Origin of the sequence: Nocardiopsis rhodophaea (assembly GCF_039530945.1) — a bacterium.
Lineage (GTDB): Bacteria > Actinomycetota > Actinomycetes > Streptosporangiales > Streptosporangiaceae > Nocardiopsis_C > Nocardiopsis_C rhodophaea.
Genome location: NZ_BAAAPC010000002.1, coordinates 152,340 through 169,073, shown reverse-complemented (window position 1 = coordinate 169,073; position 16,734 = coordinate 152,340). Strand labels below are relative to the sequence as shown.

14 protein-coding genes are annotated in these 16,734 nt (G+C 71.2%); 5 read left to right on the top strand and 9 right to left on the bottom strand.

Annotation, left to right across the window (positions count from 1 at the left end):
* Positions 1-21: 21 nt before the first annotated feature.
* Both ABD259_RS02655 and ABD259_RS02650 read left to right on the top strand, forming a co-directional pair.
* The gene (locus ABD259_RS02655) at positions 22-1,017 is read left to right on the top strand and encodes a glycerophosphodiester phosphodiesterase (RefSeq protein WP_344159932.1); all 996 of its coding nucleotides are present in this window, start codon (positions 22-24) and stop codon (positions 1,015-1,017) included.
* A gap of 184 nt (positions 1,018-1,201) precedes the next feature.
* Positions 1,202-1,789 (top strand): Uma2 family endonuclease, encoded by a 588-nt coding sequence (locus ABD259_RS02650; RefSeq protein ID WP_344099370.1) that lies wholly within the window; start codon positions 1,202-1,204, stop codon positions 1,787-1,789.
* 14 nt (positions 1,790-1,803) lie between these two features.
* On the opposite strand, the gene ABD259_RS02645 is transcribed toward ABD259_RS02650, so the two are convergent.
* The gene (locus ABD259_RS02645; RefSeq protein WP_344159929.1) at positions 1,804-2,862 is read right to left on the bottom strand and encodes a hypothetical protein; all 1,059 of its coding nucleotides are present in this window, start codon (positions 2,860-2,862) and stop codon (positions 1,804-1,806) included.
* A 100-nt stretch (positions 2,863-2,962) separates the two neighbouring features.
* Here ABD259_RS02645 and ABD259_RS02640 point away from each other — a divergent pair, with 100 nt between their 5' ends.
* Positions 2,963-3,688: a 3-keto-5-aminohexanoate cleavage protein gene (locus ABD259_RS02640; RefSeq protein ID WP_344099374.1), complete on the top strand. Its 726-nt coding sequence runs from the start codon at positions 2,963-2,965 to the stop codon at positions 3,686-3,688.
* A 226-nt stretch (positions 3,689-3,914) separates the two neighbouring features.
* Here the strand turns inward: ABD259_RS02640 and thpR are convergent, their stop codons facing one another.
* The 4 genes from thpR to ABD259_RS02620 all read right to left on the bottom strand — a co-directional run bounded on the left by thpR (position 3,915) and on the right by ABD259_RS02620 (position 8,273).
* On the bottom strand, positions 3,915-4,463 hold the full coding sequence (thpR, locus tag ABD259_RS02635) for an RNA 2',3'-cyclic phosphodiesterase (protein WP_344099376.1): 549 nt from the start codon (positions 4,461-4,463) through the stop codon (positions 3,915-3,917).
* A 139-nt stretch (positions 4,464-4,602) separates the two neighbouring features.
* On the bottom strand, positions 4,603-5,865 hold the full coding sequence (locus ABD259_RS02630) for an MFS transporter (protein ID WP_344099378.1): 1,263 nt from the start codon (positions 5,863-5,865) through the stop codon (positions 4,603-4,605).
* 191 nt (positions 5,866-6,056) lie between these two features.
* A complete protein-coding gene (locus tag ABD259_RS02625; RefSeq protein ID WP_344099380.1) occupies positions 6,057-6,506 on the bottom strand; it encodes a MarR family winged helix-turn-helix transcriptional regulator in 450 nt (149 codons plus the stop codon).
* A gap of 279 nt (positions 6,507-6,785) precedes the next feature.
* On the bottom strand, positions 6,786-8,273 hold the full coding sequence (locus ABD259_RS02620; RefSeq protein ID WP_344099382.1) for an NCS2 family permease: 1,488 nt from the start codon (positions 8,271-8,273) through the stop codon (positions 6,786-6,788).
* Between the two features lie 188 nt (positions 8,274-8,461).
* Between ABD259_RS02620 and ABD259_RS02615 the strand changes: the two genes are divergently transcribed.
* Entirely contained in the window at positions 8,462-8,767 is a 306-nt protein-coding gene (locus tag ABD259_RS02615; RefSeq protein ID WP_344099384.1) for a DUF2530 domain-containing protein, read from the top strand.
* Positions 8,768-8,979: 212 nt separating this feature from the next.
* The gene (locus ABD259_RS02610; protein WP_344099386.1) at positions 8,980-10,482 is read left to right on the top strand and encodes a DUF7059 domain-containing protein; all 1,503 of its coding nucleotides are present in this window, start codon (positions 8,980-8,982) and stop codon (positions 10,480-10,482) included.
* Between the two features lie 57 nt (positions 10,483-10,539).
* Here the strand turns inward: ABD259_RS02610 and ABD259_RS02605 are convergent, their stop codons facing one another.
* The 4 genes from ABD259_RS02605 to ABD259_RS02590 all read right to left on the bottom strand — a co-directional run bounded on the left by ABD259_RS02605 (position 10,540) and on the right by ABD259_RS02590 (position 16,656).
* Positions 10,540-13,617, bottom strand: coding sequence for a sacsin N-terminal ATP-binding-like domain-containing protein (locus ABD259_RS02605; RefSeq protein WP_344099388.1), 3,078 nt, complete (start codon positions 13,615-13,617; stop codon positions 10,540-10,542).
* A 186-nt stretch (positions 13,618-13,803) separates the two neighbouring features.
* Positions 13,804-14,610, bottom strand: coding sequence for a DUF3027 domain-containing protein (locus ABD259_RS02600; RefSeq protein ID WP_344099390.1), 807 nt, complete (start codon positions 14,608-14,610; stop codon positions 13,804-13,806).
* Positions 14,611-14,876: 266 nt separating this feature from the next.
* Positions 14,877-15,260, bottom strand: a complete 384-nt coding sequence (locus ABD259_RS02595; protein WP_344099392.1) for a cold-shock protein — start codon at positions 15,258-15,260, stop codon at positions 14,877-14,879.
* A 574-nt stretch (positions 15,261-15,834) separates the two neighbouring features.
* Positions 15,835-16,656, bottom strand: coding sequence for an HAAS signaling domain-containing protein (locus ABD259_RS02590; protein WP_344159926.1), 822 nt, complete (start codon positions 16,654-16,656; stop codon positions 15,835-15,837).
* Positions 16,657-16,734 lie beyond the last annotated feature (78 nt).

The window sequence follows — 16,734 nt, the reverse complement described above, 5'->3', positions numbered from 1 at the left end:
CCGCGGGGGATGGATTCGGCTGTGCGCAGGAACAAGCAGGAACCCAGCATCAAGATCATTTCGCACCGCGGTGCTTCGGGCCACCGCCCCGAGCACACCCTGGGCTCCTACGAGCTGGGGGCCCGCGTCGGCGGCGACTTCATCGAGATCGACCTGGTCGCGACCAAGGACGGTCGCTTGGTCGCGCGGCACGAGCCGGAGATCAGCGGGACCACCGACGTGGCCGAGCACGCCGAGTTCGCCGATCGCCGCACCACCCGGGTCATCGACGGCGAGGAGCACACCGGCTGGTTCACCGAGGACTTCACCCTCGACGAGCTGAAGACGCTGCGCGCCACCGAGCGCATCCCCGACATCCGTCCTGATAACGCCGCGCACAACGGTGAGTACGAGATCCCCACCCTGGAGGAGATCATCGCGCTGGCCAAACGGCTCACCGGCGAGCTCGGCCGCCCGATCGGGATCTACCCGGAGACCAAGCACCCCGCGTACCACGTCTCGATCGGCCTGGACCTGGAGCCGCCGCTGATCACGACCCTGCGCGAGCACGGCCTGACGGGACCGGAGCCGGAGGTCCCGGTCTTCCTGCAGTCCTTCGAGGCCGACAGCCTGAAGAAGCTGGCCGAAAACGAGCTGCCGCTGGTCTTCCTGATGGGCACCGAGGAGCACTGGCAGCGCTACCTCACCCCCGAGGGCCTGGCCGAGGTGGCGACCTTCGCCCACGCCATCGGCCCGAACAAGAACTCCATCATCGGCCGCGACGCCAACGGCGACCTGACCGAGCCCACCACCCTCGTCGACGACGCCCACGAGGCTGGGCTCCTCGTCCACCCCTACACCTTCCGCAGCGAGAACCACTTCCTCCCGGCCAGCCTCCGCTCCAGCGACGACGCCAGGGCCTACGGCGGCTTCGCCGCCGAGTACGAGCTCTTCTTCCAGACCGGGGTCGACGGCGTCTTCAGCGACCACTCCCGCCACGCCTTCCTGGCCCGCGAGATCTACATGCAGGAGGGGTGACCCGGCCTGGTGGGGTCGGGCAACGGTCCCGTCGCTGGCATATAACCCACGATCAGTCCGAGGCTCGAACTCCCGACCCGTGCGTTCGTCGCGGTCTGATTCTATTCTGTGGAAACGACGGGAAAACCGGAGCGGTGTTCACTACGCTTCCGGCTCGGAGGTGAGTGGCGAAATGAGTCTTGCTATGGCGGAAGCCACCCCGGACGGGGGGTTCCTTGAGGCCGACGAACTGCTGCGCACCTGGCTAGAGCTGGATGTGCCCGACGGCTGGCGGGCCGAGATCGTCGATGGGAAGATCACCATAATGGCTCCGCCGTCCAAGCCGCATAACTTCATTGCGCACCTTCTCCACAGGACCCTCACGAAGGCAGCGCCGGACGACCTTGGCGTGTTTCAAACTCTCGGTGTGGGGATTCCCGCCCTGGGCGAGGTGTACATTCCGGATCTCGTCGTGATCCCTGAAGACGCCGTCGAAGGTGATCCTTCCAACCCGCACCCTGCGGAGGACGCTCTGCTCGTCGTCGAGATCGTGTCGAAGAGCAGTGCCGAGGCCGATCGCAGGAAAAAGCTTCGGGGCTATGCTCACGCCCCCGTGCCCCTCTACCTCCTCATTGACAGCTGGGCGGAAGAAGGAGCGGCATCCTTCCTCTACGAGACCCCCAAGGACGGCGCATACCTGAAGCGCACCACGGTGAGGTTCGGCGATCCTCTCTACCTGCCGGAACCGTTCGACCTGGAGGTGGACACCAAGCGCTTCCCCCGTCCGGAGTAGATCGGCCGGCTTCGTCAGCTCCGTCGGACCAGGATGACGATGCCCGCGATGAGCACCGCGGCGACCACGACGCCCGAGCCGATGAGGAGGGCGGCGCCGCCGCCTGACTCCGCCTCGGTGGGAGATTGCTCGGCCTCGGGTGAGTCCGGGCTACCGGAGGGCTCGGGGGCCGCGGAGGCGAGACCGGCCAGCGGGACGTACCAGACCGGGCTGGAGGCGCCCTCCGAGCCCGCCAGCAGGCCGCTGCCGTCCGGGAGGTAGGTCAGGGATTCGCCCTGCTCCGTCTTGGGGAGGCTGATCCGGTCGACGATCCGGCCGTCGACCCCGTCGGTGGCGTCGTAGATGGTGGCGCCCCAGTAGGTGCGGATGGCGTACTGGGAGCCGTCGGGGGCGAAGGCGGCGTCGGTGGGGTACAGCGGGGCGGAGTCGATGCGGGTGAGGGTGTTGCCGCCCTCGGGGTCGAGGGCGTCCGGGGCCGCGTAGACACCCCCGCCGATCTCCTTGCTGATGACGTAGAGCCGGTTGTCGCGCGGGTCGATCATCATGCCTTCGGCGTCGCGGCCACCGTCCTCATAGGTGAAGGTGAACGTCGTTGCCGCGATGGCCTGGTCGGTGAGCCGCGCGGGTTCGGGAATCCGGTAGACGCGGACGTTCGGCCAGCCGCCGTTGAAATTGTCGCCGATGTCCCCGACGTAGATCGCGGGTGTGCCGTCGTCGTCCTCGCCGATCGCGATGGCCTCCCAGTCGCGCGCTTCCACACCGTCCCCGGTCAGGGTGACCGTCGCGAGCACGCGTCCGTCCTCGTCGACCGCGTAGATCTCGGGCCCGTAGTCGCCGCTGTCGTTGTGGGTCCAGAACACGCCCTCGTGCCGCCGGGACGCCGCCAGGCCGCTGGACTCCCGGATCCGCGGGTCGTCGATGCGGAAGCGGATCTCGGAGCCTTCGGGGACGTTCCTGCCGCCCGACTCCTCCGGCGAGGGTCCGGACGGTGCGGGGGTGACGTCAGCGGCGCCGGGCGTCGCGGAGAACACCGCGCAGATGATGGGGAGGGCCAGCACGGCGCGTTTCCTCATGTCCGCTATCTTCCCATCGCACCGCAAGCACCATGGCTTGCAACCCACGCCTTGTGGGCATGCTCCGCATACGACGAGCACCCGAGGCGAGAGGAAGACCATGCGAATCGTCGCCTGCCTCAACGGTGACCGCCGTCCGGGTGCGCATCCCGCCCTGCCGATCTCGATGGACCAGGTAGCCGAGGATGCCCGCGCGGCCGTGGACAGCGGCGCCGACGAGATCCATGTCCACCCGCGGGACAAGCGGGGCGCCGAAGCACTGGATCCCCAGGTCCTCACGCCGCTGCTGGAGCGCCTGCGCGCGGCCGTCCCGGGGGTGCCGATCAGTGTGACCACCGCCCTCTCGGCCGAACCCGACCCATGGCGCCGCTACGACGTCGTGCAGCGCTGGGGCGCGCTGCCGGACTCGGCCACGGTGAACCTGCACGAGCCCGGGTCGGTGGAGGTCGCCCGACTCCTGCTGGACCGCCGGGTGCGGGTCGAGGCCGGGGTGTGGACGGTCGAGGCGGCCCGCATTCTGGCCGCCAGCGGCCTGGCCGAGGAGTTCAGCGCGGTCCTCATCGAGCCCACGCAGGCCACAACCCAGGCGGCGCTGGAGAACGCGTCGGCCATCGCCGCCATCCTCGACCGTGCCGGTATCGAGCTTCCGCGGCTGCTGCACGGGCAGGACGACACGGCCTGGCCGGTGCTCGACGCCGCGATCGAGGCCGGGCACGACATCCGCATCGGACTGGAGGACACGCTGCGCACACCGGAGGGCGCGGAGGCGGCGGACAACGCCGACCTTGTCGCCCGTGCGGTCGCGCGTGTCGCGGCCACGGCCTGAGGCACGGCGCGCGGCTGGCCGGTGGTCCGCGGCGGCCGCGGCGGCCGCGGGCAGCGGCAGGGGGTCGGCGCGACCGTGCCGCCGTCAGCCCAGCAGCGAGCCGACCACGACGATGAGCATGATCGCCGCGAGCACAACGGGCAGGAGCCAGCGCTGCTTGCGGTTGTTGGTGAGCATGCTCATTGGTCCGGCCTTACTCGTCTGCTGTGGGGTGTGCGGGGCCGTTTCAGCCTAATGGCCAGGTGGCGACGGTTCGGTACCGGGGAGACCCGCCGGGGATGGTCTGGAGCAGCCGTACGCTGTCCGCCGTCCAGAACGGAGTGGCCAGGGAGCGCAGGACCCAGCGGTGGCGGCTGACGTCGGCGGGGACGCGGCTGCGCGCGAGCGTGAGGTGCGGCACGTAGGGACGGTGCTCGATCGGCACCCCGGACTTGCGGGCGACGCGGCGCAGGTCAGCGGCGAGGCGGCCGAGCGCGCCGATGTCGCCCTCGAACCCCGCCCACAACACGCGCGCCCGGGTGTCGTCGCCGGGGAAGGTGCCCGCCCCGCGCACCGCGAGGGAGAGGGGCTGATGGTGCCGGAGCTCGGCGGCGAAGCGCTGCTCCAGGAGCGACCGCCGCTCGTCGGAGATCTCACCGAGGAAGACGAGGGTGAGGTGCCAGTCGGCGGGCTGGCTCCAGCGCAGCCCGTCACCGTCGGACCGGAGCGCGTGGGCCGCCTCGGCCACACGCTCCAGCAGGTCGTCCGGGGGATCGATCGCGAGGAAAAGCCGCATCCGCCACCTCCATCGGGTCGCCGCCGCCGCTGATCGGGCGTTATCTGCCCTTTTTGTTCCCACCTGGAACGCTTTCCCGCGCCTCGGTGCCGTTTCGGCGCGCCAGGGGCGCCCGGGAACGTCGGAGTGGCGGGAAGGGTCAGGCGTCCTCTGCCGCCGGGGCCCGGGTGACCCGAAGGAACGGACGGCACGCGGGGCTCAGCCGGACCCGTACGCCCAGCCGCTGCGCCAGCAGCACGGCGACGAGGAGCACAACGGCCACGCTCACCGTCCCGCCGAGCGCGAGTCCGGTCCGGGGACCGAACACGTCGGCGAGGAATCCCACGATGGGCGCCCCAACCGGCGTCATACCGAGGAAGAAGAGCATGTAGATGGCCATGACCCGGCCCCGCAGCGCCGGGTCGACACTGAGCTGGAAGTGCGCGTTGAGGGAGGTGGTCCACGTCATGAACGCCATGCCCGTGGGGAAGAGCACCAGCACGAACCCCAGGTAGCCCGGCATCAGCGAGGCCACGATCTGGAGGGCGCCGAACACGGAGGCGCCGGCCAGGATGACGCTGAGCCGGGGCCGCTCCCTGCGGGCCGCCAGCAGCGCCCCGGTCAGGGCGCCCACAGCGAGCGCGGCGGCCGCGATCCCGTAGGGGGCGGGGCCGGTCTCGAACTCGTTCTTGGTGATCAGCGCGATCTGGTTCTGCACGTTGGCGCCGAAGAGCTGGACGAACGCGGTCATGCCGAGCAGCAGGAGCAGGTCGGGGCGGCCCAGGATGTAGCTGAGCCCTTCCCGGATCTGACCCTTGGCGCGCGGGACCGATTCGGTGACGTGCAGCTCAGTCGGGCGCATCAGCGCCAGGCCGAGGATGACCCCCGCGAACGACACCGCGTTGACGAGGAAGACCACGCCGCTGCCGACGGCGGCGATCATCAGCCCGGCGATGGCGGGTCCGGCGACCCTCCCCAGCTGGAAGCTCGCGCTGTTCAGAGCGACGGCGTTGGGCAGGTCGCGGCGGCCGACCATCTCCTCGACAAACGACTGGCGAGCCGGGTTGTCCAGGACGGTGACCGCTCCGAGGGCGAGGGCGAAGAGGTAGACGTGCCACACCTGCGCGTAGCCCGCGACGGTGAGTACGCCGAGGCCGAGAGCCAGTAGGCCCATGGCGGCCTGCGTCCCGATGAGCAGGCGGCGCTTGGACATGCGGTCGACGAGCGTCCCGCCCCACAGGCCCAGCAGCATCATGGGCAAAAACTGCAGGGCGGTGGTGATGCCCAGGGCGACTCCGCTGCCGTCGCTAAGCGCCAGTACCAGCCAGTCCTGGGCGATGCGCTGCATCCAGGTGCCGGTGTTGGAGACGACCTGGCCGGAGATGAACAGCCGGTAGTTGCGGTTGGCCAGCGAGCGGAACATCCCGGTCCCCGAGCGGGACCCCGAAGCGGGACGCCCGGGCGCGGGGAACCGGGCCTCCTCCCCCGGGCTCGCGCTGTCGCCCTCCGCCAGGGCACTGGTCCGGGCCGCGGCCGGTAATGAAGGAGCATCGGCGCAGCCCGCGGACTCCGCCGATGCGACAGGGGCGGGGGCGGTCCCGTCGACCGCGCCCGTCACGCCTGGCTCAGCCGTTCCAGGATCCGGGCGGCGGCGCGCAGCGTCTCCTTGTCCTCGGGCGGCAGCTCGGCCAGGCGCCGCGCCAGCCACATCTCGCGGCTGCGCTGATCCTCCCGAACCACGGCCCGACCCTCGTCGGTGAGGTCCACCAGCTGCTGTCGGCGATCGTCCGGGTGGGGCGTCCGGCGGACCAGCGAGCGTGCCTCCAGCGCCGCGATGATCCGGGTCATCGACGGCGGCTGCACTTTCTCGTGCTCGGCCAGCGCACCGGGGGTCATCTGCCCGTGCCGCGCGAGGGTGAACAGGACGGCGCCCTGCCCGAGCGACAGGCTCGCGTCGGGACGCTGCGCCCGCAGCCTCCGCGCCAGCCGCCCCACCGCCACCCGGAGCACCGCCGCCAGCCCGGCGTCCGTCCGGGTCTGCTGGGAGAGAGGTGATCGAATCATTAGCATCACTCATTACCTTTGCTAACGATGTCGCGCCGCACCCTATTTCTCCCGCGGTTCCCCCGGGGATCACGGCTGACCGGGTTTCCCTTCGCTGCGGAGAAGCGGCCACCCCGCGCACGCTTTTGCCCGGACTGCCCCGCGCTCCGCGGGATGATCGCGGGGTTCGCGAGGGCGAATCGGGCAGAATCAACGACGTTCGCCGTGATTATCACGGGGTGCGGCAGGGGGACTGATCGCCGACAAGGCCGCCCAGCGGCCGCAGGGCCCAACCGCCGCCTAGATCCCCAGGACCGCCTTGATCGGCGACTCGGCGAAGTGCACCAGGAAGATGGCGACCACGACCCACAGCAGCGGGTTCAGCTCCCGCCAGCGGCCCTGGACCAGCCGGATGAAGGCGTAGCCGATGAACGCGGCGCCGATGCCGTTGGCGATCGAGTAGGTGTAGGGCATGATCACGATCGCCAGGAAGGCCGGGATGCCGATGCCCAGGTCGCTGAAGTCGATCCGGGTGACCTGAGTCATCATCATGAAGCCCACCACGACCAGCACCGGCGTGGCCGCCTCGAAGGGGACGAGCCCGACGAGCGGGGTGAAGAACATGGCCACGAAGAACATCGCGCCGGTGACGATCGGGGCGATGCCCGTCCGCGCGCCCTCGCCGACGCCGGCTGCCGATTCGGCGTAGACCGTGTTCACCGACGCCGAGCCGACGCCGCCGAGGATCGTGCCCATCGCGTCGACGACGAGCACCTCGCGCGTGTGGGCCATGTTGCCGTCCTTGTCGGTCAGCCCGGCCTGGTTGGCGACGCCGACCATGGTGCCCATGGTGTCGAAGAAGTCGGCCAGCAGCAGGGTGAACAGCAGCATGACCACGGTGATCACACCCGCGCTGGACCAGCTGCCGAGCAGGTCGAACTGGCCCACGAGGCTCAGGTCCGGGACGGACACCAGCTGGCCGAGGGAGGTGGGGATCGAGGGGACCGTGAGCGACCAGCCGACCTCGTTGGCGACCTCGCCGTCCGCGCCCGCACGCGGGCCGATGCTGCCGACCGTCTCCAGCACGATGCCCAGGATGGTCGCGAAGATGATGCCGATGAGCATCGCGCCCTTGACCCGGCGCACCATCATCCCGATGGTGAGCAGTAGCCCGACGACGAAGACGAGGATCGGCCAGCCGTCCAGGCCGCCCGTGCCGAGTTGGAGCGGTGTGCCTTCGCCCGGGCGGACGAACCCGGCGTTCACGAAGCCGATCAGGGCGAGGAACAGGCCCACGCCGACCGAGATGGCGGCCTTCAGATCGCCGGGGATGATCGCGAAGACGGCGGTCCGGAACCCGGTGAGCACGAGGACCAGCAGGATGGCGCCCTCGATGATCAGCAGGCCCATGACGTCGGCCCACGTCATCACCGGGGCAAGGACATAGGCGACCACCGCGTTGAGGCCCATGCCCGCCGCGATGGCGAAGGGGTAGCGGCTGACGACGCCCATCAGGACGCAGACGATCCCCGCCACCAGCGCCGTCACGGCCGCGACCTGGGGGATGCCCAGGGTGTCGCCGTTCTTGTCCGGCGCGGTTCCGATGATCAGGGGGTTGAGGACGACGATGTAGGCCATGGCGAAGAAGGTCGCCATGCCGCCGCGGATCTCCCGGGGGAAGTTCGAGCCCCGGACCGACACCCCGAAGTAGCCGTCGAGGCGTGCCTTGAAACCTCCGCTGTGCGCCGAGGGTGACTGCAGTGCTGTGGATCTGGACGGTGCGTTCACGCGGTTGAACCTGCCCTGTTCGGGTTAAGCCGAGAAGTTCGCCCTGTTTGGGCACGATGACGACGTCAGCGTAGTTGAGTCTTCCTACAACTCGTAACCGGAGGAATCATCCATGATTCAGAGAAACATACGAACACCCGGGGTTTCGCTTCGACGGCGGTGACCCCCCGATCGATTAGCCTGAAACCGTGCGTAAACCCCGTCAGCCCGACCCCGAAGTCATGGAGAGTGACTACCGCGTGCCCACGGCCCTGGGCACCGCGGCATGGTTCGTCGCTCTCGTCGTGCTGGTCGCGATGGGTGAGAAGCTGCCCGAGTCGGAGCGCTGGTGGGTCTGGGTCTGCGCCGTGGGCATCGCGCTGGGCGTGTTCGCCTTCCTCTACATCCCCCGCCTACAGCGCAAACGCCGGGAGGCCGAGGAGCGCGGCGCGGCCAGGCGCCGCGAGCGCGCCGGGCGACAGGAACAGGACGGGGCACCGCGGGAGGACTCGTGACCACGCGTGATCGCCGCCATACGTGATCTCGATCGCCCGTCGGCCCGACTCAGCGGCGGGTTCGGGTGCGGCTGTCCCGCGCCCGGCTGTTCCACGCCCTGGCACACGGCAGGCCCGCCCGCTCGGCGCTCCGGGAGACACGGGCGCGACGGTGAATTTCGGCCCGGCGTACCACTCACACTTCTCCGCCGTTTCTGCTCGATAATGGGCGGGTGTCTGAATCGCTCCGCCCTTTCCCACGACGTCTCGCCGACCGCCTGCGACACATCCTGATCGACGCCGACTACACCGTCTCCGGCGTCCGCGACCGGCTCGGTGACACGGCCGCCCGGGCGCTCGCCCGCGAGCAGCTCGTCCCCGCCCTGCGCGCCACCGGCGGCGAGGAACGTCTGGGGATGCTGTTGCGCCTGTGGTGGTTGCACGAGCCGATCCCGGAGAAGGCCGCGCGCGGCATCCTCCCCGTCACCGAGCTCGCCGAGGCCGGGCTCCTGACCGTGGACGGCGGAAAAGTGCACGCCCTGGTGCACCTGACGCCGTGGGAGGTGGACGAGGGGCGCGACGGCGGCGCCCGCGCTGGCTATGTCGTCTCCGACCCCACCGTCCGCCCCGGTCACGGCAGCCCGCGCCCGGACCACGTGGTGGGCGCGGGCGGCGCCTCGGCCACGCTGTCGAAGCTGATCGTCGACGGCCCCGTGGACCGCGCGCTCGACCTGGGCACCGGCTGCGGCGTACAGGCGCTGCACCTAGCGGGTCGCTCCGCCGAGGTGTGCGCGACCGACGTCAACCCGCGCGCCCTGCACCTCGCCGAGATCAGCTGCGCGCTTTCGGGTGTGGACAACGTGAGCACGCGCCAGGGCTCGCTCTACGCGCCGGTCGCCGGGGAGCGGTTCGACCTCATCGTGTCGAATCCCCCGTTCGTCATCACGCCCGGCTCGGCGCGCTACACCTACCGCGAGTCCGACCTGTCCGGGGACGCGGTGTGCGCGGAGATCATCCGGCAGGCGCCCGACCACCTCACCGATGGCGGCTGGATCCAGATCCTGGCCAACTGGCTGCACGTCAAGGACGAGGACTGGCGCGACCGGGTCGGCGGATGGGTCACGGGCACCGGGTGCTCGGGCTGGGTGGTCCAGCGCGACGTGCAGGACCCGGCGGAGTACGTGGAGCTGTGGCTGCGCGACTCCTGCGAGCACGGCACCCCCGAGTACACCCGCCGCTACGACGCCTGGCTGGACTACTTCGAGCGGGAGGGCGTCACGGGGATCGGCTTCGGCTGGATCTCCGTGCGCAACGATGCCGCCCAGGACGCCGCCGTGCGCGTGGAGGAGCTGCGCCACGAGATCGAGCAGCCGGTCGGCCGCTACCTGCCCGATGTGGTCGACGGCGCGATGACCGCCCGCCGCCTGACCGACGCGGCCCTGCTGTCAGCGCACGTGGCGCTGGCGCCGCACGTGGTGGAGGAGCGGATCGGCACGCCGGGCGCGCCGGATCCGGAGAAGATCCTGCTCCGCCAGCGCGGCGGCCTGCACCGTGTGGCCCAGGTCGGCACGATCGAGGCGGCGCTGGCGAGCGTCTGCGACGGCACCATGCCCGTCGGCCCGCTGCTCGACGCGATCGCCGAACTCACCGACCAGGACGCCGCCGCGGTCCGCGCCCGCACCCCCGACGTGCTGCGCTCGCTGATCACCGAAGGCTTCTTCCGCGTAACGCGGTGACGCCGCCCTCCCTCCGTTGATCTCGGCGATATCGAAGGAGGAAGGGCGGGCGAGGCGCTAGTCGAGGTCGGTCTCGGCCAGGAGGGCCGGGGCCTCGGCGGGATCGCGGAGAACAGCCGCGATGAGGTGACGGCTGGACCAATGACCAGCACTCCAGCACAGCGCCCGGGCCAGACCGTCAGCGGTAGCGGCATGCAGGGCGCCCCCGGTGCAGCGCCATTCCACGGGAACACCATCGACCCGCAGCTCGTCGTGGTGCAGGTAGGTGTGCACGTCGACGTCGAGGAAAAGCCCCACGGCCTTGGGGATCGGGCGGAGTTCGCCCGCTGAGGCGACCTCGCCCGGGATCACTTCGCTGGCGAGGGCGATGTCGAGGACGTCGGCCATCGCCACGGCGTGTTCGGCGGGGACGAGGACGACGGGGCGGTCGTCCACCAGCGGCAGGAGGTCAGGGGCGTCGACGACCACGGTCTCCTCGGGATCGGCCACCACGATGGCGCCGCCGCGTACCGCGCGGATGCGCTCGGGCGGGGAGACGCGGTCGGGGTCCACCGCCGCGATGGCGGTCCAGATCTCGCGCAGCGCCCGGCGCTCGACGTGGCGTTGCGGGTCAGCCAACCGCTCCAGCAGGTCATCAGGGCCGTCCGGCTCGGCCATCAGGGCCTCCAGGCTCGACCGCACGCCGATCTCCCGGGCGAACGCCGGGTCGAGGCTCTCGGGGGCGGGGTCGTAGAGGCCGGTGAGCGCGGGGGCGGCGTCGCGGGTCCGCAACTCCACCGGGCAGCGACCGTCCAGGACCGCGCCGGTGCGCAGCCACCAGGCCGTGTAGGAGGGAACGTCCACGGCGCGACCGTCGCCGCGCAGCACCCGCGCCGGCTCGACGATCGCGCCGCGCGTGCGGGACCCGTTCAGCAGCTCCAGCGCCTGCGGCCAGCGGTCCTCGCGGACGAACTCCAGGTCGGCGACGCCGACCAGTTCGGGGACCACGGGCGGGATGTCGGCGGCGCCCGTCCGCTCGGCGACCTCCTCGGCCCACTCCTCCAGGCCGTCCAACGGAAGATCGTCGTGTTCGAGCGCGGCGCCCAGCGTGACGTCCTCGGCGCGGACCGGGTGGAAGGCGTCGAGCACGCCGACCGCGCGCAGGGCGTCGGAACCGTGGCGCTCCACGGCGTCGGTCGAGACCACACCGAACGGCGCGTCGTCGGTGAAGATGTCCAGCAGAGGACTGCTCGGCAGGAGCAGCTCGCCCGCGACCGAGTACCCGCCGTCGTCGTCCGGCAGGGCGAGCTCGGCCAGCCAGGGCGCGTCGTCGGTGCTGGTCCCGGAGGCGGACACCAGCCGCAGCACGGCCGACGCGATCTCCTCGGGGTTGTCCGCCTCCAGCGAGTTCTCCACGGCCGCGCGGGTCTGCGGGTCGGTGAGCACCGCCGCCTCGTTGGCCTCGATGGCGCCGAGCCGCACCAGCAGCGGGTCGACGGCCTCGGGGTGCACGATCCGCAGGCCGAGCGGGTCCAGCGTGCGCGGGTCGATCTGGTCGGCGCCGAAGAGATCGCCCACCGGTACGAGCAGGGAGCGCGGGCCGCGCACCAGCCGCCCGTCGGACAGCGGGACCGGCAGCGCGCCGAGGTCGCCCAGGTCGGCGCCCTGCCGCCCGGCCGCGCGCAGTGCGGCGTACAGCCGCGCCCACCAGTTGGGCTCACGGTCGAGGTCGGCGAGCAGGTCGGCCAGTTCGGCGAAGCCGACGCGGCGCACCCGCAGCTGGGCCAGCCCCGGGTGGCGCGGGTTCCAGTGGCCCGGCAGGGCGGTGCGGACGAGCGCGCCGACCACCGCGGTGACCTCCGGGCCGCCCTCCGGCAGCACGGCGTCGCGCGGGCGGATGGGGTCGCCCTCGCTGGTGCGCAGGAAGGGGGTGTCCGGCAGCGCCTTGGCGACGTGGGCGCGGAACCTGGCGTCGAACTCGCCGCGTCCCAGCGCGGTGACCGGGACGAGGTCCAGGGCGGGGCGGGCGTCGAACGAGCAGAGCAGGTCGCAGTAGGCCTCGGCGGCCTCGCCGGTGAGCATCTCGGCCGCTGGGCCGTGGGCGATGCGGCGGCGGTCGGGGGTGAGCGGGAAGGTCCCGATGAGCAGCGCGGGCAGGGCGAGTTCGTCGCCGCTGGGGGTAGGCGCGTGCACGACGCGCTCGACGCCGGAGGGGAGCTCGGCGACGTGGCCATCGGGCGTCACGGCGGCGGCCCAGGTCAGCGTCCAGTCGAGCCGCGCGCGTTCCTCGGTGGGGCGGTCGGCGAGCAGGGAGGGCTCGAAGCGGCCGGAGCGCGTGACGGTGCGCCATCGGGTGAGGTGCTCCCCCGTGCGGTCGCGGACACGGGTGATCACCTCGCCGGTGCCGTCCGCGCCCGGGCCGGACTCGCGGGTGAGCACGCGCTCGGTGTCGCCGGTGTCGACGCGTACCTCGGCGAGGTCGGGAAGGGCCAGCAGCAGCGCCTCGCTGGTCTCGGCGAGCTGGGTGCGCAGGCGGTCGCGGGCGTCGTCATCGCGGAGTACGAGGGTGACCGCGGTGTCGTAGCCCGCGGGCACGGGCGACTGGCAGGCGAAGGGCAGCCGGAGCAGCGGCACCTGCTCTCCGCGGCGCTCGAACTCCTCGCCAAGCTCGGGCTGGGCGCGACCGGGTTCGAGCAGCAGGGCGCGGACTTCGGCGCGGGCGTCGGCGCGGTCGAAACGCACCGCTCCCTCGTGCGAGGCCACGGTGACGTCGTCGCTGACGGCGACCACGGCGGAGAAACCGACGCCGAAGCGCCCGGTGGAGCCGCCCGAGGCGGCGTCGTCGCGTTTGGCGGAAGCGCGCAGCGTGGCGAGGGACTCCACGCCGGCGGCGGTCAGCGGGGCGCCGGTGTTGGCCGCGATGAACTGGTGGTCGCTGAGCCGGAGGAGAAGCCGACCGGGGCTGCCCGTGCGGCGGGCGGCGTCGGCGGCGTTCTGCGCGAGTTCGACGACGACGCGGTCGCGGTAGCCGCCGAGGGCGTAGTCCTCCTCCGCGTTGGCGTCCTCACGGAAGCGCGCCGGTGCGTCGGCCCAGCCATCGAGGACACGTCGGCGAAGTTCGGCCGTGCCGAACGGGTCGTCCGATGTCTGGGACATGAATCAACCTCTTAAGAGTAGGTGCGGCACTACGGTACGCGACCCAGGGGACGTTTAAGAAAGAGGTTTTCCGGCTGGGGTTGAGCTGGGGAGGGAGGCGGGCCAGGGCCGACTCCGCCCGCGGTACACCCGCCGGATCACGCGGAGCGACCTCGGCGGCTGGCGATGCGGCGGCGGGCGGAGACGTCAGTTGTCGGCGGAGACGAGCTCCAGTTCGGTGGTGTCGTCGAAGACGATGTGATCGTAGCCCAGCTCGTCGACGACGGGGGCGACCGGCTCGGGGCGGGGGGCGGGGCGCGCGGCCTCGGAGTGGGCGCCGCAGCCGTGGTCCAGCGAGACGACCCTGCCGTCGTCGGGCGCGAACTCGTTGGCGCACACGCCGAACATCTGCCGGAACTCACCGGCGAGAGGGGTCATGAATCCGCAGGTCGCGCACTTGGCGGGGGCGGAGGCGGCGATCGGGCTACGCGGTCCGGCGTCGCCGTTGTACCAGCGTTCGGCCGCGGCCTCGCGGCCGAGCTCCGACAGGACGCGGACCCGGCCCAGGCCCAGCTCCCAAAGCATCTGCTGGTCGACGCCCTCTTCGTCGAGCTCCCCCTCGGGCACCTGGGCGAAGCCGGGCATGAGGCGCGCGTCGTCGGCCTCGGTGGGCAGCAGGTCGCCCACGCCGAGGTCGCCCGGGCGCAGGCGCTCCTTCCAGGGCACCCATTCGGGCGCGATGAGGGCTTCGGCGCCGGGGATCAGCACGGCCTCGTTGACCGTGACCCTCTTCGCGCGCGCGGCGCGCACCACGGTGACCGCGTAGTGCCACCCGGGGTAGGCGGGGTCGAGGCAGTCGAAGATATGGGTGACGAGACGATCACCCTCGACGTGCGCGGCGAGGTGGTCGCCGATCCACTCCGGCCGCCCGATCTCGGCGGCCACAGAGCGGGCCAAATCGACCGCTTCGATGCAGGCCTTGTCTGGTGTGGGAGAACGACGGCTACGGCTCACAGTTCCATTTTCGCTGATTGCGACCCCCGACTCGACCATGACACCGATCGATAGTCGACCGTTACGCCGACTTGAGGGCGTCATGGCACGCCCCGCCACCGAAAAAGTGGCGGGGCTCACCCTATCCGGGCATCGGGCGGGCCGACGTGGTTGCCTTTCCTGTCGATGGGCGGGTGTGCCTCGGGGGCACGGATTCCACTCGCGGGGTGACGTGCTCGGCCGCGGGAGGCACCGGCGCTCGGGTGCCGCCCGGGGGCGGGGAACTCTCAGGCCTCCAGGTCGTCGGCGACGACGCGGAGCACCTGGGCGATCTTCGCCGCCTCGCGGCGGTCGGGGTGCTTGCCCCGGCGGTAGGACGTGGAGATGCCGTCGAGGAGCTTGATGAGGTCCTCGACGATAATCACCATCTCGTCCGGCTTCTTGCGGTGGGCCTTGGAGACCGAGCGGGGGGTATCGAGAAGTTTCACCTGGAGCGCCTGTGCCCCCTTGCGCCCTTCGACGACACCGAATTCCACGCGCTGCCCGGGGCGCAGGGAGGTGGCCCCTTGCGGCAGCGCGGAGGAATGCACGAAGACCTCACCGCCGTCATCACGGGTGAGAAAACCGAAACCCTTGTCGCTGTCGTACCACTTGACCTTGCCGGTGGGCACGTGTGTGACCTCACGCTCTCGCCGTCGGACCAATAGGAAGGAGGCCGCGCGGATCGGCCGCGTTCAGCACCGAATGTCCGCTTGGCCTCCTTGCGCCCTATCTTCCCATAGGGACCTTTTAAGGCTAGTGCCCACAGAGCGTATCGAGCGAGAGACTAACCGCCGCGAAAAGCCGCAAATCACCGCAAAGAAACGGCCATAACCGGCCAACCCAACGGAGTTCACGGCCTCCCCGGAGCGGGCGTACGAGAGGCCCGGACGCGGATCTCCGGGCCTCTCCATTGACAACGATCCCCGTCGCCGCTGGTTGCGGAGTTATGGGACGGGACCCGGCGGGACCAGGATGCCGTCAATGCCGCTGACGCGGCACGCCGATGTCGTCGCATGCGCGTCAATCGCGCCCGCAACCCGGACCAAACCGGAACGGAACGCATGGACATCATTACCCGACGTCTCACCCGCCACTCACAGAAATGCGCAGGTCAACCACGATATTCCTGAGGATTTGCCGGTCGATGACCGTTACCGCCCGCCACCAGGCGATCCCGCCCTGCGACAGCGCCCTCGCGGCTGCCTATACCCCGGCGAGCCGCGTCAGACGCGTCAGCCGCACGGCGAGGTATACCCCGCACGCGACCGCCGCGACGCGCAGCCCGATCGCGCCCGTGTCCGCAAGCGACGCCATGATGAACTGGTCGACATAGGGCGCCTCCCCCCGCCACAGCGCCATGCCCGCGACCGTCGCGGCGATCGGGACCACGACCGCGACCCACCGGTCAGCGCGCGACCAGACCCGGCTCAGCACCGCCAGCACGGCACCCAGCAGCCAGAGGACCGCGATACCGCCGATGAGACCGCTGAGCAGGTAGATACCGATGGTGAGTGCCTCCGCCGGAAAACGGCGGACCGCTTCGATCGGCCCCGGTCCCCCGTCGCGGGAGACACCCGCGCCAGCGCCGGAGCGACCGCTCGACGCGCCGCGCAGCCAGCTCCGGTCCGGACCGCCCCGCCACGGCGGCGGATCCCGGTGGACGCGGTGGGCGGGCATGGGACGCTCGGACCCCGCCCATCCCCCCTCCTTGGGCGCGCTCTCGGCCGCGTCACCCCCGTCCGCGGGACCACCGGGTGCGGCCCCGTCCACCTCGTCGCCGCCCGCGCCCGCGCTCCGCTGGCAGGCCCGCCGAACCACGTCCTCCGGATCGCCGAACTCGCGCAGAATCCGCCGCACCCGCTCCGGGCTGCGCGCGTCGGCCGCGGCACAGGCCGCGTTGATGCGCCCGCGCAGATCGCCGACGAACCTGGTGCGCTGCCGGTGGGGGAGTCGGCCATACGCGGCGTCCCCGACCCGCGCGAGGTACGCCAGCACCAGCTGCTCCGCACGCTCCGGCTCAGTCATACGCCCCATAGTGCCCCAAGATCGTCCATGGCCCAGGAAATCTCCGTCGACCGCGACCCCCGGCCCGCGCCCCTGTCC

What these genes read in the sequence shown, in the direction of transcription:
- ABD259_RS02630 (WP_344099378.1), bottom strand. Translation starts at nt 5,865, where the DNA reads ATGTTCCGCTCGCTGGCCAACCGCAACTACCGGCTGTTCATCTCCGGC.
- ABD259_RS02640 (WP_344099374.1), top strand. Translation starts at nt 2,963, where the DNA reads ATGCGAATCGTCGCCTGCCTCAACGGTGACCGCCGTCCGGGTGCGCAT.
- ABD259_RS02645 (WP_344159929.1), bottom strand. Translation starts at nt 2,862, where the DNA reads ATGAGGAAACGCGCCGTGCTGGCCCTCCCCATCATCTGCGCGGTGTTC.
- ABD259_RS02650 (WP_344099370.1), top strand. Translation starts at nt 1,202, where the DNA reads ATGGCGGAAGCCACCCCGGACGGGGGGTTCCTTGAGGCCGACGAACTG.
- thpR (WP_344099376.1), bottom strand. Translation starts at nt 4,463, where the DNA reads ATGCGGCTTTTCCTCGCGATCGATCCCCCGGACGACCTGCTGGAGCGT.
- ABD259_RS02625 (WP_344099380.1), bottom strand. Translation starts at nt 6,506, where the DNA reads ATGATTCGATCACCTCTCTCCCAGCAGACCCGGACGGACGCCGGGCTG.
- ABD259_RS02605 (WP_344099388.1), bottom strand. Translation starts at nt 13,617, where the DNA reads ATGTCCCAGACATCGGACGACCCGTTCGGCACGGCCGAACTTCGCCGA.
- ABD259_RS02590 (WP_344159926.1), bottom strand. Translation starts at nt 16,656, where the DNA reads ATGACTGAGCCGGAGCGTGCGGAGCAGCTGGTGCTGGCGTACCTCGCG.